Consider the following 14,776-nt stretch of genomic DNA (forward strand, 5'->3'; position numbering starts at 1 on the left):
CTTCTAATAGAAACTAATTGAGTAATCTCTTTTGTTTTTTTCGTTTAATGACCTGCGAAATGATGTCAAATATTTTGGTCTTTGCCTCCCTATATTTTTCAAAGTAACGGCCCAGTTCCTTTTCAAGGTCTGCATGGGTATCCAAATAGGCATTTTCCATTCTATTTTGGTTCACTTCGTCGACCATGATCTGCAACTGATTTTCATGCAACCGGACCTTCTTCAACATGTCCTCAACTTCCTTTTCCGATTTGTTCAAGGTTTCGACCACAGGTTGCACAATGTTGAACATATCCGAATCAATGATATCCAGCGTATAATCCTTCACCATATCGTTCAAGAAGTCCTGTTCATCTTTGGAGAAATTGAGCTCGGACATCCATTTCTTGGATTCTTCGTGAAGCTCTTCGGGACTTAGCCATTCCCGAAAAGTGCCCTTGTGCGTTTTTGTTTTCATAGCTACTGCATTTGTGTGCGGCAGGTGGCTGCCATCTGCCGCACAATTTTTTAAACTACTTCGATCACCTTTTTCTTGTTCTCCTTGGCTTCTTCCATTTTTAATAGGTTCAGCTTAAGGATGCCATTTTTGTAGACCGCTTTTACTTCTTTGGTGCGATCTACTGTGTTGGGCAATTGTACAGTGCGGGTAAACGCACTGTAATTGAACTCCCTTCGGGTGTAGTTTTCGTCTTCCTCGGTCTCCTCTTTGCTCTTATGGGCAGAAACCTCCAAGACATCATCCTTCATGGTGATATCGAAATCTTTTTTGTCGAACCCTGGGGCCGCAAATTCGATTTCAAAATCCTTGTCGTGTTCTTTTACGTTCATGCTGGGATGGGATTTTTCCAAATTGAAAAAATCATCATCCACGAACAGTTCGCGATTAAAGAAATCGGTCAAGCTTTCATTCCATGGGAATCGCTTTTTGTTCAACTTAACAAGTGACATAACCAATATGTTTTTTAATTAATACTATAGTGCTCTCGTGTTGGCGAAGCTATTTTACATCGCCAATCGCTTGGGGTCAATTCAACGGTTTTTTCCGTTTTAATACGGAACCTGCATAGTGGTACACTTCACCCTTGAGCTTAAGATAGTCCTCAAGGTATTTGTGCATCAATGTTTCCAGGTCCCTGTGCTTTTCATGGTAACCTGTATCGTGGTTGTGTGGGGTGCATTCCACAATACCACCTAAATGTCTTTCGTGCTCCTTAATGGTCTCGAGCAAATTGTCCTTTTCCTTTTTGGACTGCTCAAATCCCTGCTTAAAATGTTCCAATTTCTCGAACAGGTTGGGCGTTCGGGGTTCAAAAACATAGGAGTTGAGCAACTTTTCAATAAAGGCCATCTCATCGTTGATAAAATGAAGATAGGATCGCCATTTTAGCAACCTATCGTGCATTTCCCCTATTTTTTTCTCCTTGATCATGATAATGCCTTTAGTACAGGGCAGCTTCTAAATTACGATGGGAAACAATCTTTGGCAATGATTTAAATCAGCTTCAAAAATGGTTCATTGGTACCTGGCATCAATACCGAAAGCCTCCTTGACCAATACTTTGATTTGATTATCGGTCTGACTATCGGCTTTTTCAACCGCAATGACCTTAGCAGCCAGTTCAGGATAATTTTCGTCCAGTTCGGCCTTGAACTTCTCCGGTGCTTCCGCAGGCCCGAACAGCGCCAATTGATCTGCATCTTCAACGGCTTCTGCCAATTTGTCGAAGTATCTTTTAAGCTGGTGTTTTTCACGCTCCAAATATTTGCTATCGTGCACCACTTGTTGTGGGCCCCATCTTGTTTTGGAACGGGAGCCGCCTTTGGGGTTAAAGAATTCCAATTCGGAAGGAATACGTTCCATTTTGTCCGCTCCGTCCTGCAAGACAACCACAAGGGCCTCTTGCTTATCCAACCAAATTCCTATCTGTTTCATCTTACTATAATTTTTCAGTTATCATTCAGTTCCAAAATCGGTATTTGGGGATCATAACCGATTTCCTTGACCAATGGATTGGAGAGTATACTACCAAAGAACAGGTGTTTACGGTTCAAGAATACGATCATATCGCAATGCCTGCTTTCAATAAAAAGGTTGATACCCTTGCTGATTTTTACTGCAGGAAGAAAATGCAATTCGTAATCGGTGCCCTCCAAAATATCCTGCAACAATTTTTGGTTGGCTTTCTCCACGGCATTCAACTTGCCATCCTTGTTTTTATCGATATGTACCACATTGATCTTGGCGTCGTGCATTTTGGCAATCTCCATCAAGTATCCAATTTCTTTCTTTTTAAAATTGGACTTGTAATCTGTTGGAAAAGCAATATCCTTGGGCGGCACATAGGTATAATCGGCTGGAACGGCAATTACGGGACATTGCCTAATGCGTTCCATGATATTGACCGTATTGGTGCCGAAAATTCGGGCCTTGGACTCAGTGATGCCCTTTGTGCCCATAACAATGATATCGATATCCTTGGTGTCGATTGCATACCGTACTGCTTCGGACACACTATTGAACGTACTGATGGTATGGAAACGATGTTTTGGGTTCTCCGGCAACAATTTCAACATATCCAATGTGCGCTGCAAACCTTCTTCCGATTCATTTTTGGCAGCTTCAAAATAGGGTTCACCCGGTTCCGGAACACTCATGTTTTCCAATGTGTACCCAGAAACGTTAAATGCGTGAAGAATAAAAAAATCACATGGTACATCACCATATAATGCCAAGGCATACTTGATGGCGTTCCAAGCATTTTTCGAAAAATCGGTGGGTAACAATACGCGCTTGTCCATGGCTACAAATGTTTATCTTAAAACTAAACCCGTAAAAAGAAAAAAACTATGATTTAGGTCAACTTGCCGTACCTGGAAGTATTAAAAATGGGACCGAGAGCTTTGTGTTCAGTTCCTTGATCATGCCCTTGCCTATAAACTCTAAAAAGAAGTGGTGAGGGTAGTAGACCATGGCCAGCATATCAATGTTCCAAAGTTCCACAAATTCCTGAATGGTGTTGACTTTGTCCTTGAAGATGGGCAGTTTTACCTCTTTATTGGCGTAGTGTTCAATCGATTCGAGAAACATCGATTTGTTCTTATCCATTTCTTCGGTTCCTTTATCTTCCTCAATGCCCATGGGCACAATTGAACTGTCCATAATGGACCGGAAAAAAAGCAGTGCATCCACATTTGGTTTGGAAATGGGTTGATTAAAGTTGGACACGAAGGCAATCTTGTCCACGATCTTGAAATCGATTTCCAAGGGAACAATCAGAATGGGGCAGTTATTCACCTCCCGCACCAATTGCATGGCATTGGTTCCAAAAAGTATGTGCTTTAGTTCTTCTTTGGCCTTATTGCCGATCACCATAACATCAACATCATGTTCCTTGGCGTAGTCCGCAACCCCTTTGGTCATGTCGGAACAGAGGGACACTTTATCAAAAAAATGGTGGGGGTTATTGCCCACATCCCTTACCAGTCGGTGCTCCATGGCATCCAATCCTTCGGAAGATGCGATTTTAACCCGTTCTTCATCCGTTGTATCGGAAGATCCGCATACGTTTACCAAATGAAATGTTACTTCCTTGTCCCTTAGAAATTTAGTAGCATAAAACAGGGCATTATAGGAATTGTTCGAAAAATCGGTGGGTACCAATACGTGCAACATGGCATTTATTTTAAAGGTTATAAGGAAGGACCATAAATGGAATACTGCTATGCAGCCCCATATTTTTAATGATAGGCTCCACGAACAATCGTTCCATAAACGAATGCTTGTTGCGTACCATCGCAATTAGGTCGATTGCATGTTCTTGCTGAAAGGCGTTGATGGCCTCAATCAATCCTTGGTCCGGAAGGTTGAAGAATTCATGGTTTTGTTCCAACATCATTCCTTCCATTTTGGCTCGGTTGTTCTCTTGGTCCTCTGTAGGCCCTTGCGGTGCAGAAACATGTAGCACATAGACCTTGGAATGTCCGATTTTGGCAAATTGTAATAAGAAATTAAGATTGGCCCGATCAAAATCAATCTCAAAATCTGTTGGAAACAGGATGCGTTCGGGAGCATGAAGGCCATAGTCGGCCGGAATGGCAATAACGGGCACGTTGCTCTTGTTCATCACATGTACTGTATTGGAACCGAAAAGAATTTCCTTGGCACCCGTTGCCCCTTGTGTACCCATGATCACCAAATCGATGTTCTCTTTTTGAACCACGTCCAAAATCTCATCTTCCAACCTATTGAACGCAGCGTGAGTGACATAGGAATGCTTGGGATTGTCAAATGCCTTTTTGATTCTTTTTCGGGTATTTTCCAATTGTTCCTCGGCCAGATACCTGAACTCGTCGGGGAGACCCAACTCGCCTGGACTTCCCATAGCATAGTCGACCCGATAAACAGGTGGTGTATAGGTGTGCACCAAATAAAATATACAGGTTGAATTTTCGAAAAACTTGGCGGCATACGAAATCGCATGGAACGCATTTTCGGAAAAATCGGTGGGCAAAAGGACTCGCATCATGGTATTACAATTTAACCGTTCCAACTCCAACAAAGCTATGAAAGACCCTGAATGTAAACCATGACTTACATCACCTTACGAGCGAATCTATCCTAGGTCCAACCTTATTTGTGGATCACAAAGAAGGGAATCTTAGTATGGAAACTTATCTGTTCCACAAGGGAATCAAAAAGTATTTGTTGGATGAAATTCAGGTTCTTGGCCACCATCACCATCATATCCACATCCCTACTTTCCACAAAACATTGAATGGCCGATTTCACGCTTTGGTTGCTCAGGGAGTGCACACTGTATCGGTTGGGAAAGGATACTTCCAAATAATCCAACAAAAATTCCTTGTTCGCCTCTTGTTCGGTTGTGAGTTCGTCTCCGTTTTGGACTACGTTCATTACCCGAAGCGAACCATTGCCCAACTCCAATAATTCTGTCATGGACCGTAAGATCGGATGGGAATAGAACATATTGAAATCCGAAGGAAACGCAATTTCGATTGGTTTTTTTATCGGGGCGTTGTTCGGTATCACCAGCGTATTGCACTGAATTTTGGTGATCACATCACCGGCATGGCTGCCCACTACTTTTTCCTTCAGCCCCGATGCTCCTTTTGTGCCCATAACAATTAAGTCGATGCGATGTCCCTCCACATATTTTTTTATAGTGGGCACAAAAAAGCCATATTCGTGAAGTGTGTAAAAATGATGACCAACGGTTGTATTTTGATTACGGGTTTCGTCAACCAGGTCTATCAGCTGGTCCTTCGTGTTTGGCCCCTCATTATTTTCGAGTTCAATTGGGTTTCCCGCATCTTTATTTTGGTCCAAAATTGTACCCACATACAAGACATAAAAGTTGCACGATATATCCGAATATAATTCTCGGGCATACTTTAAAGCATTTATGGAATTTTCCGAAAAATCCGTTGGAATCAAAATATTCTTCATCCTACACGTGAATAGGACCACAAGTTTATGATTCCGTTAAACACATGGAATGATAATTATCAGGAGCAAAGGATGGTTTACCGGAACTTAGTGCACCCGTTCCAAGGCTTCACAATCCAACACAAGGATATTCCGGTTTTCTATGGCGATGAGCCCTTCGTTCTTAAAGTCTGATAAAGTACGTATAAGGCTTTCCGTGGCAATGCCAGCAACACCTGCCAAATCACTGCGAGCAATCTTCAATGGGGCTTCCTTACCCCTGTTCATGGCCTTGGAATACAACAAAAGGGTTTGGGCAGTTTTCTTTCGAACCGAGCTGTAAGCCATTTGCAACAACTGTTTCTTAATATTTACAAGGTCGCCTGCAATGACATCCATCAGTTCGAGGGAAACATTCTTGTTGCCTTCCAAAATGGATCGGACCCGATCTTTGGAAATCCCGGCCAATTCGGTTTCTTCCAAAGCGATGGCATATTCCTGATAGGGCAAGTGCTCGGTAAGTGAAGTGAATCCCAAAAAATCATCTTCCGAATACAGCGAAGTAATCAGCTCCTTACCTTCTTCATCCAAACCACAACTTTTCACGGCACCTTTTAATATAAGAAACACCATGTTGGAATGATCCCCTCGGGTATAAATGGTCTCATCTTTTTTGTAGTTGAACAATTGGCCATGGTCGTCGAAGAAATTCTTAAGCTCGTTCAGGTTTCTAATGTCATTTTCCCCATTTTGTCCTTTTCGAACACCGCCCAAAACATGTTTCATATCCTCGGCCTTTCCCAAACGGGCCTGAATAGCGGACAGCAATTCCTCTTCCTCAAACGGTTTGGTCAAATAATCATCGGCTCCCAAGTTCATCCCTTTTCTTACTTCATGCCGCTCCGTTTTTGCAGAAATAAAAATGAAGGGAATGTATTTGGTGTGCTCGTACGATGAAAGCTGTTGCAATACTTCGTAGCCATCCATTTCGGGCATCATTATGTCGCACAATACCAGGTCCGGAAGTTCTTTCTTGGCCATTTCAATGGCAAGTTTACCATTGGAAGCCGCTATAACCCTAAACCCAGAAAGCGATAGTAGTTCCTCGACATTTTCCCGCAAAGAGGTATCATCTTCGACCAAGAGTATTTTTTTCATCCTTCCTTGATTTTTGTTGGAATATACAAGGTAAACGTTGAACCTTTACCGTATTCGCTCTTAAAGGTAACATTCCCGTCCAAATTGTGCATGTGCTGCCTCACGATATTGAGCCCAATTCCGGTCCCTTGAACCGTCAACACGTTACTGGCCCTAAAATACCGATCAAAAATGAAGGGTTGGTCCTCTGGCGGTATACCAAACCCAGCATCGTGGATATCAATTCTGAGATAACCATCCACATGGTTCACTTGCAGGGAAATTCCGGCACCTTCGGGGGAGTACTTGATCGCATTGTGGATCAGGTTGGAAAGGGACAAGGCCATGATTTTTTCATCAAACTCGACCATAAACCCGTCAATGTCCTGTGGATATTGTATGCGCTGGCCTTCTTTCAGTAACATATTGGCGTCGTACAGTACTTCGTTCACCACTTTGCTCAAGGGAAACAACGTAATGTTGTAATTGACCTTTCCGGTATCCAAGTGTTCAATCGATAGGAAATCGGATAGAATATTATCCAGATGCTTCACTTTGGACTTGATGGTAGCAATATGTTTGTCCCTATTTTCCTGTTGATGCGTCTCCGTATATTTCGACAATAAGGAGGTAGAGGTCAATATACTGGCCAAAGGCGTCTTAAACTCGTGAGAAACCAGGGAAAGGAACTTGGTCTTCAGTTCGTTGAGTTTTTTTTCCGCTTGAAGGGCCGATTGTAGCTGCAAGGTCCGTTCCTCAACTTTGTTTTCCAGTTGTTGGGTATAATTTTTTCGTTCGGTGATATCCAATACAATGGCCACACAAACCTTTCTTTTGCCAATACTGGACAATTGCAAATGGACCTCAACAGGATAAATGGAGCTATCCTTTCGCCGATGGACGGTTTCAAAAATCACCTTTTCCTTACGTTTGGATATCAAAGGGGATACCAACCGCTGCATGACTTCTCGGGTAAGGTCTGGTTTTATATCCAAAACCGTCATTTGGTTCATCTCCCGAAGACTATAACCCAAATTGAGCTGCGCTCCCCTGTTTACATTGATGAAAACAAAGGTCTCAGCATCAAAGACGTAAATTTCATTAAGGGATTCGTCAAAAATCTGGAACCAATAATCGATGGTCTGCTCGGCCTTGCGTTTCTCGGTAACGTCCATGATCAAGGCCATCACATATTTCTTTCCCGATAGCTCAAATGGATTTAAACTAATTTCCACAGGAAATTCCCCACCATCCTTACGCAAACCGACCAGCGCGACCCCATCGGCCATTAATTTAGGAGTCCCCTTGGCAAAAAAATGGGATGCCAATGAGCTATGCCGTTCCCTTGTTGTAATGGGAATGAGCATCTCCAAAGGTTGACCGTTCAATGCATTGGATGGGTAGCCGAACATACCATTGGCCCTGGCATTGCTTGCAATGATGTTATGATCAGTATCCACCACCAAGATGCCCTCGGAAATCACTTCCGACAACAATTCAAGTACATCTATTTCTTTAAACAGTTCCATGATCCTCTATAAAAATACTGATTTTGATCATGGCCAAAAACCTTTTGGCTGAGTATATTTATGCGATATTAGCAGTAAAAATTTACACCATGTTGTATTCCAAGAAAAAGCTAGGCAATGAGATGTACCAAAATTTGGGAAAACTGTTCTATGCAATTGCCATGGCCGACCATAGTGTTCACATGAAAGAGTTGGAAAAGTTGAACGAGGTGGTTCGAGATCACTGGCTGGATGTCGATGATATCGAGGACGAATTTGGTTCGGATGCTGCTTTCCAAATTCAAACGGTGTTTGACTGGTTGTTGGAATATGAAAAGGATGCTGAAGAAATTTATGAAGAGTTTGAAGCCTTTTATACAGAAAATGACGTGTTGTTCACGCCGAACATCAAACAACTCGCAATGTCGACCGCAAGAGCCATTGCCGCTTCTTTTGCGGGCAGTAACAAATCGGAATTGGTACTGTTGGGCAGACTTTCGCTTTTGTTCAATCCTTGATTAGATCTTAACCGTCATCACCGGAAATTTGGCATGGTTGGCCACATTTTCGGCCAGACTGCCCACCACAAAATGGGCCAATCCCTTGCGTCCGTGGGTAGGGATGACCAAAAGATCGGCTTTATTTTCAATGCAATAGTTGAATATTCCCTTTTCTACGGTAATGTAGTTATAATAATGTACCGCTACTTTTTGATTTACAGCAGCGCTGAATTGTGCAGCCCTTTGGTCGATATCATCGTACCCCAAGAAGTTGGCGCCGGCCGTATTCACATAAACAATTTCCAATTTGGCCGATACCATATCTGCAAATGCCTTGGCCTTAATGTATGCAGGGACATTTTCTGTTCTTAGATCACAGGCAAAAACAATTTTTTTGAATTGGTAATCTTTATGATGTTGTTTGACCACCAGCACGGGGACCTCTGCAGTCCTGATCACCTTTTCGGCATTGGAACCCAAAAATAAATCACTCAAACCACTGGTACCGTGTGACCCCATCACGATCAAATCGCAATTTTGTTCCTTGGCCACTTCATTGACTTCGGCAAAATCCTTGTAGTTTTGGATGATGGCATCCACGGGTACATCTTTTAGATATTCCTTTTCAGTGAACTCCTTGATTTTCGTCTTGGCCAGTTTCAAGTAATATTTGGCTTCTTGCTCTTCGGCTATTTCTGAATTGGCCAGAACGGAATCCGACAGACCAATCATGTGCAGAATTAGGATACCTGCCTCATGTTGTTTTGCCAGTTGGGCGGCCATTTCCAAAGCATAGGCCGAAAACTCCGAAAAATCGATGGGTACCAATATTTTTTTCATGATGTCAGCGGTTAACGCAATGGGTGCCTGCCATTGATACGAAAAAGAGGGATCTAAAATACCGATGCCAGTTACCGTTGCCATGATTACCAATTTGATTTTAAATGTAACCCAATGCATCAAAGTATGCCATGACTTAGGTCAGGTTGCCCTTCTGTTTGTCCCGAATTCAAAAATGAAGAAGATCGAAAAGCTAAACTGTCAACAGCAATACTGATCTATCTCATAGGATAGAAACCTGATTTATTTAGTAATTTGATGTCACAATCGACATCCAATGAAAAAAACATTTGTTTTTGTGTTCAGTTTTGTCGCCTTCCTTTCCTGTAAGGATTCCAAGGATAAAATTTTTCCTCAAAAACGACCTTTGACCGAATCGGTGTACGCCTCGGCCACCGTGCAACCGGATAGCCTATACCAAGCCTATTCCATTGTTATGGGTATTTTGGACAAGGTTTGGGTAGAGGAAGGAGACACGGTCACCAAAGGGCAGCAACTGCTCCAGATCACCAACACTTCTCCCGAACTGAACCTCAAAAACGCTCAATTGGCCCTTCAATTGGCCCGTGAGAATTATAGTGGCAGTGCAGCGGTGCTCAAAGGTATAGAAGACGAAATTCGAGCCGCGGAACTACAATTGCTGAACGACTCCATCAATTATTACCGGCAAAAAAATCTTTGGGACCAGAACATAGGTTCCAAAGTGGAATTTGATAACCGAAAATTGGCCTATGAACTTGCCCAGAACAACTACGGCCTCTTGAAACAAAAATTCAATAGAACCAAAAATGAACTGGCCACCCAATTGCAACAAGCGGAGAACAACTATAAAACATCCATGACCAACACCAAGGATTTTACCATTGTTAGCAAAATTGACGGCAAGGTCTACGCCATCAATAAAAATCCCGGTGAAATCATCAACACGGTAGAGCCTGTGGCGGCCATAGGCCGAAGCGATACCTTTATCATCGAATTGTTGGTGGACGAAGTGGACATTGTGAAAGTTCGATTGGGCCAAAAAGTGTACCTGACCTTGGATTCGTACAACTCCCAAGTGTTTGAGGCGAAAGTGGACAAAATCTACCCCCGAAAGGACCCAAGTTCACAGACGTTTAAAGTGGAGGCTGTTTTTGTTTCGCCACCAGATGTGCTCTATCCCGGGCTATCGGGAGAGGGCAATATCGTAATACAGGAAAAGAAAGAAACACTGACCATTCCAAAGGAATATCTTATCGATGATTCCAAAGTGCTGACGGATGAAGGGGAACGGGAAATTACGATTGGCCTACATAATTTGGACCTGGTCGAAGTATTAGATGGACTTTCCGAACAAACTGCCATTTACAAACCGGAACAATGATCAATTGGAAAGTTATATTGGGCATTGCCAAAACGCATCTTTTGACCAAGATGAAGTCCACGGTAACCGCAACCTTGGGTGTTACCTTTGGTATCGGTGCCTATATTACCCTGGTAAGTTTCATGACCGGACTGAATGCCATGCTGGACGACCTTGTATTGAACCAGACACCGCACATTCATTTGTACAATGAGATCAGGCCTTCGGACAAACAACCCGTGGATTTATTGGGCAATGTGGCCAATCCGTTGAATGTGGTCCACTCCATTAAACCGAAGCAGAGCCAGAAAAAAATCCACAATGCGCTCCCCATTTTGGATTACCTGAAGAAAAACCCACAGGTAAAAGGGGCCACCCCACAACTGAGGGCACAGATTTTCTACCTGTCCGGCCCAATAGAGTTGGGAGGCAATTTGGTCGGTGTAGATATCATGGAGGAAGTACGACTTTCCAATATTCAGGACAATATTGTTGCAGGTACCCCGGAAGCCTTGGAAAATAATGACAACGGTATATTGCTTGGGTCTGGTTTGGCCGATAAAATGTCGCTTGCCGTTGGTGATAGGGTGCAGATCAGTACGGTGGACGGAACCATTTTCCCCTTAAAGATCGTAGGCATCTATCAGAGTGGCATTGCAGAAATCGATAATGTACAAAGCTTTGCCAACCTAAAAACGGTGCAACGTATTTTGGGAAAGGCGGAAAATTATGTGACCGACATCAATATTAAGCTCAACAACATTGCCGACGCGGAACCCTTGGCCAGAAAGCTCGAAAAACAGTTCAAAACCAAGGCGGTGGACATCAATGAGGCAAACGCCCAGTTCGAAACCGGTTCCGATATCCGAAATATGATCACCTATGCCGTTTCCATTACGCTGCTCATTGTTGCCGGATTTGGCATTTACAATATTCTGAACATGCTCATCTATGAAAAAATGAAGGATATTGCCATTCTCAAGGCCACCGGATTTTCCGGGAATGATGTACAGCATATTTTCATGAGCCAGGCCATGATCATTGGATTGATCGGTGGTGTTTTGGGACTCATCATCGGTTTTGTGCTATCCAAATTGATAGATCAAACCCCCTTTGAAACCGAAGCGTTACCAACCATAACCACCTTTCCGGTAAATTACAATATTGCCTATTATGGCATCGGTATCAGCTTTGCATTGATTTCGACCTTTGTTGCCGGTTACCTTCCCTCCAACAGGGCCAAAAAAATAGATCCCGTAGCAATTTTGAGAGGAACATGAGTTTTGTACTGGAAGCAAAAAATATCAACAAGCATTTTCATAAGCCCAAGGATTTCCATGTGCTCAAAAACATATCCTTTGGGATAAAGAAGGGTGAATTTACAACGATCATGGGCAAATCCGGCTGTGGAAAGTCCACACTTCTTTATATACTTTCGACGATGGATACCGATTATTCCGGGGAACTGTTTTTGAAAAATGAGTTGGTAACGGGCAAGTCCCATAAAGAACTTTCCCGGATTCGTAGTGAATCGATTGGTTTTGTTTTTCAGTTTCATTATTTATTGACCGAGTTCAGTGTATTGGAAAATGTGATGCTTCCTGCCAAAAAATTGGCCAAAAAAACTTTGGCAGAGATTGAACAGGATGCACATGACAAATTGAAGATGCTGCACATTGAACATTTGGCACATCAAAAAGCGTATCGGATATCGGGAGGGGAAAAACAACGGGTGGCCATTGCCCGGGCCCTGATCAACGAACCCGCTATTTTGATGGGAGACGAACCCACTGGAAATTTGGACAGTCACAATTCAGAGAACGTTTTCAATATCTTTAAAAGATTGAAGGAAGATCAGGGGTTGTCACTTTTGGTCGTCACCCACGATGAGGATTTTGCCAAGCGTACGGACCGCATCATTGAAATGGAGGATGGTGCCATAATAAAATACTGATTCAGAAATCGAGTCTATCCAGTTTTCGCTTGAGCATGGCCACCTCATTCTGAAGGTCTTCTACCTGCTGCAACAAATGGAACACTGCTTGTACTCCCGCTTCATTGATGTCCAACTCGTTGTGTAATCGCACCATTTTCTCCAAAAGTGGAAGTTCCTCCGTGGGGAGCATGGCCTCGCCCTTCTTTTGATCGACACGCACTATTTCAAATTCACACATGGAATGCACAAACGATTCCCTAACGCCGTGTAATTGGCAAAACGTCCGTATTGAGATGTAGTTTTCTTTTTCCATGGTCCTAGGTTAAATTGGTTTTTTCCAGCGCTTCAAAAAGCGATTTTTGCTCTTGGGTCAAATTTTTAGGAATATTGACAGAATAGGTCAATATCAAGTCCCCAAATTGCCCATCCTTTTTGTACCTCGGAAATCCTTTTCCCTTCAGTTTTACCTTGGTACCGTTGTTGGTGCCCGGAGCCACCTTCAACTTGACTTTTCCGGAAAGGGTTTCCACAAAAATCTCGCCGCCAAGTACGGCCTTTGTCAATGGTATTTCCACTGTTTTGAACAAATCGGCACCGTCGCGTTTAAAAGCGGTATTGTTCACAATGGAAAAGGTGATATACAAATCGCCTGCAGGACCACCTTCCAAACCAGGTCCTCCATGTCCATTAATTTTTATGGTCTGGCCATCTTCTATCCCGGCTGGAATGGTCAATCGGATGTTCTTGCCATTGACCGTAATGGTCTGTTTCTGGGTCATTAGCACATCGGTTAAGGATAGCTGTAGTTGCGCATGATAATCCTCTCCCCTATACCGTACTTTTTGTCGACGTGAGCTAAATCCACCGGAACCTCCGAACATGGATTCAAAAAAATCGGAAAAATCCTGGGCGGAACCCCCGGATTGGGAATAGGTATACCCCGAAAAATCCTGTTGCCGACCTTGGGACCGGGAACGTTTTGCCTTTTCAAATTCCTCGGCATGTTGCCAATCCTTTCCGTATTGATCGTATTTTTTACGTTTGTCCGGGTCGGACAACACCTCATTAGCCTCATTCACCTTTTTAAAGTTGAGTTCGGCCTCTTTATCGTTTGGGTTCAAATCAGGGTGGTATTTCCTGGCCAATTTCCGATACGCTTTTTTGATATCGTCCGTACTGGCCTTTTTGTCGACCCCCAAAACCTTGTAATAATCAATAAATTCCATAACAGTATAAGAATTTAATGCATCGTAATCGCGACATTTTCGCGATTTTCCATTCCGTTAAATCTACTTCAAAGTAAAAAAAAGATGAGGAAGTTTTCCAATGATCTTTATCAGGAGAACTTGATATGGATACTTCTTTTCGAAACATTACCTTTATGTGTTTTAAGGACCAAAACCAAAGGAAATGATCATACACCAATTCGACCAGACCAATTCCATTTTGAACACCTTTATCGCAGAAATACGGGATGTGGAGATACAAAAGGATGCCATGCGATTTAGAAGAAACATCGAACGCATTGGTGAGGTAATGGCCTATGAAGTCAGTAAAACTTTGGAGTACAAACCTGCGGTGGTAACCACGCCCTTGGGTACCAAAAAAACCAGTTTGAGCCAAGATAAATTAGTGCTCTGTTCTGTGTTACGAGCGGGATTGCCATTGCACCACGGCATATTGAATTATTTTGATGGTGCCGAAAATGCCTTTATTTCTGCTTACAGGTACCATGCCAACAATGATGATGATTTTAAGGTGGTAGTGAAGTATTTTGCCGCCCCACCTTTGGATGGGAAAATTTTGGTGTTGACCGACCCCATGCTGGCCACGGGTAAAACATTGGAAAATGTGCTGAAAGCGCTAAAAAGTCATGGAACCCCAAAACAGATACATATCATTTCGGTGATTGGATCGAGGGCAGGTGTTGAAAAGGTGGAACGGGATTTTCCGAGCAATACGCATTTGTGGATTGCAGCAGTGGATGACACACTTTCCAACAAAGGCTACATTATTCCTGGACTTGGGGATGCCGGTGACCTGAGCTACGGCATCAAATTATGATCC

General features: G+C 43.0%; 18 protein-coding genes. 5 read left to right on the forward strand and 13 right to left on the reverse strand.

The genetic code is table 11. The annotated features are described in order from the left end of the window. Positions 1-13 precede the first annotated feature (13 nt). From EO131_RS04880 to EO131_RS04925, 10 genes are all read right to left on the reverse strand, one after another. Entirely contained in the window at positions 14-457 is a 444-nt protein-coding gene (locus tag EO131_RS04880; protein ID WP_127019475.1) for a hypothetical protein, read from the reverse strand. A 50-nt stretch (positions 458-507) separates the two neighbouring features. Then, complete coding sequence (locus tag EO131_RS04885; protein ID WP_127019477.1) at positions 508-948, reverse strand: Hsp20/alpha crystallin family protein; 441 nt, start codon at positions 946-948, stop codon at positions 508-510. Positions 949-1,024: 76 nt separating this feature from the next. Next, entirely contained in the window at positions 1,025-1,429 is a 405-nt protein-coding gene (locus tag EO131_RS04890; RefSeq protein ID WP_127019479.1) for a hypothetical protein, read from the reverse strand. 84 nt (positions 1,430-1,513) lie between these two features. Then, positions 1,514-1,933, reverse strand: a complete 420-nt coding sequence (locus EO131_RS04895; protein WP_127019481.1) for a hypothetical protein — start codon at positions 1,931-1,933, stop codon at positions 1,514-1,516. A 14-nt stretch (positions 1,934-1,947) separates the two neighbouring features. Beyond that, positions 1,948-2,799, reverse strand: coding sequence for a universal stress protein (locus EO131_RS04900; protein WP_127019483.1), 852 nt, complete (start codon positions 2,797-2,799; stop codon positions 1,948-1,950). Between the two features lie 58 nt (positions 2,800-2,857). After that, entirely contained in the window at positions 2,858-3,673 is an 816-nt protein-coding gene (locus EO131_RS04905) for a universal stress protein (RefSeq protein WP_127019485.1), read from the reverse strand. Positions 3,674-3,683: 10 nt separating this feature from the next. Then, entirely contained in the window at positions 3,684-4,526 is an 843-nt protein-coding gene (locus EO131_RS04910; RefSeq protein WP_127019487.1) for a universal stress protein, read from the reverse strand. A gap of 104 nt (positions 4,527-4,630) precedes the next feature. Beyond that, positions 4,631-5,467, reverse strand: coding sequence for a universal stress protein (locus tag EO131_RS04915; RefSeq protein WP_127019489.1), 837 nt, complete (start codon positions 5,465-5,467; stop codon positions 4,631-4,633). 87 nt (positions 5,468-5,554) lie between these two features. Then, positions 5,555-6,604 carry a response regulator gene (locus EO131_RS04920; protein WP_127019490.1) on the reverse strand — a complete coding sequence of 350 codons (1,050 nt, stop codon included), beginning with the start codon at positions 6,602-6,604 and terminating at the stop codon, positions 5,555-5,557. Beyond that, positions 6,601-8,112, reverse strand: coding sequence for a sensor histidine kinase (locus tag EO131_RS04925; RefSeq protein ID WP_164731612.1), 1,512 nt, complete (start codon positions 8,110-8,112; stop codon positions 6,601-6,603). Before EO131_RS04925 ends, EO131_RS04920 begins: the two co-directional genes overlap by 4 nt. A 29-nt stretch (positions 8,113-8,141) precedes the next feature. Between EO131_RS04925 and EO131_RS04930 the strand changes: the two genes are divergently transcribed. Next, positions 8,142-8,609, forward strand: a complete 468-nt coding sequence (locus EO131_RS04930; protein WP_241243791.1) for a hypothetical protein — start codon at positions 8,142-8,144, stop codon at positions 8,607-8,609. Here EO131_RS04930 and EO131_RS04935 read toward each other — a convergent pair whose 3' ends face one another. After that, positions 8,610-9,515, reverse strand: a complete 906-nt coding sequence (locus EO131_RS04935; protein WP_241243792.1) for a universal stress protein — start codon at positions 9,513-9,515, stop codon at positions 8,610-8,612. Positions 9,516-9,708: 193 nt separating this feature from the next. Here EO131_RS04935 and EO131_RS04940 point away from each other — a divergent pair, with 193 nt between their 5' ends. Genes EO131_RS04940 through EO131_RS04950 form a run of 3 tightly spaced genes read left to right on the forward strand, consistent with a single transcriptional unit; the run spans position 9,709 to position 12,727 of the window. Then, positions 9,709-10,794 carry an efflux RND transporter periplasmic adaptor subunit gene (locus EO131_RS04940; protein ID WP_127019492.1) on the forward strand — a complete coding sequence of 362 codons (1,086 nt, stop codon included), beginning with the start codon at positions 9,709-9,711 and terminating at the stop codon, positions 10,792-10,794. Beyond that, complete coding sequence (locus EO131_RS04945) at positions 10,791-12,053, forward strand: ABC transporter permease (protein WP_127019494.1); 1,263 nt, start codon at positions 10,791-10,793, stop codon at positions 12,051-12,053. The genes EO131_RS04940 and EO131_RS04945 overlap by 4 nt, the downstream gene beginning before the upstream one ends. Continuing rightward, positions 12,050-12,727 carry an ABC transporter ATP-binding protein gene (locus EO131_RS04950; protein WP_127019496.1) on the forward strand — a complete coding sequence of 226 codons (678 nt, stop codon included), beginning with the start codon at positions 12,050-12,052 and terminating at the stop codon, positions 12,725-12,727. The genes EO131_RS04945 and EO131_RS04950 overlap by 4 nt, the downstream gene beginning before the upstream one ends. A gap of 1 nt (position 12,728) precedes the next feature. Here the strand turns inward: EO131_RS04950 and EO131_RS04955 are convergent, their stop codons facing one another. Continuing rightward, a complete protein-coding gene (locus EO131_RS04955) occupies positions 12,729-13,022 on the reverse strand; it encodes a chaperone modulator CbpM (protein WP_127019498.1) in 294 nt (97 codons plus the stop codon). A gap of 4 nt (positions 13,023-13,026) precedes the next feature. Beyond that, positions 13,027-13,935 carry a DnaJ C-terminal domain-containing protein gene (locus tag EO131_RS04960; protein ID WP_127019500.1) on the reverse strand — a complete coding sequence of 303 codons (909 nt, stop codon included), beginning with the start codon at positions 13,933-13,935 and terminating at the stop codon, positions 13,027-13,029. Between the two features lie 184 nt (positions 13,936-14,119). Between EO131_RS04960 and upp the strand changes: the two genes are divergently transcribed. After that, a complete protein-coding gene (upp, locus tag EO131_RS04965; RefSeq protein ID WP_127019502.1) occupies positions 14,120-14,773 on the forward strand; it encodes a uracil phosphoribosyltransferase in 654 nt (217 codons plus the stop codon). The last annotated feature ends 3 nt before the right edge of the window (positions 14,774-14,776 follow it).

This window comes from Flagellimonas beolgyonensis, assembly GCF_003992615.1.
GTDB lineage: Bacteria > Bacteroidota > Bacteroidia > Flavobacteriales > Flavobacteriaceae > Flagellimonas > Flagellimonas beolgyonensis.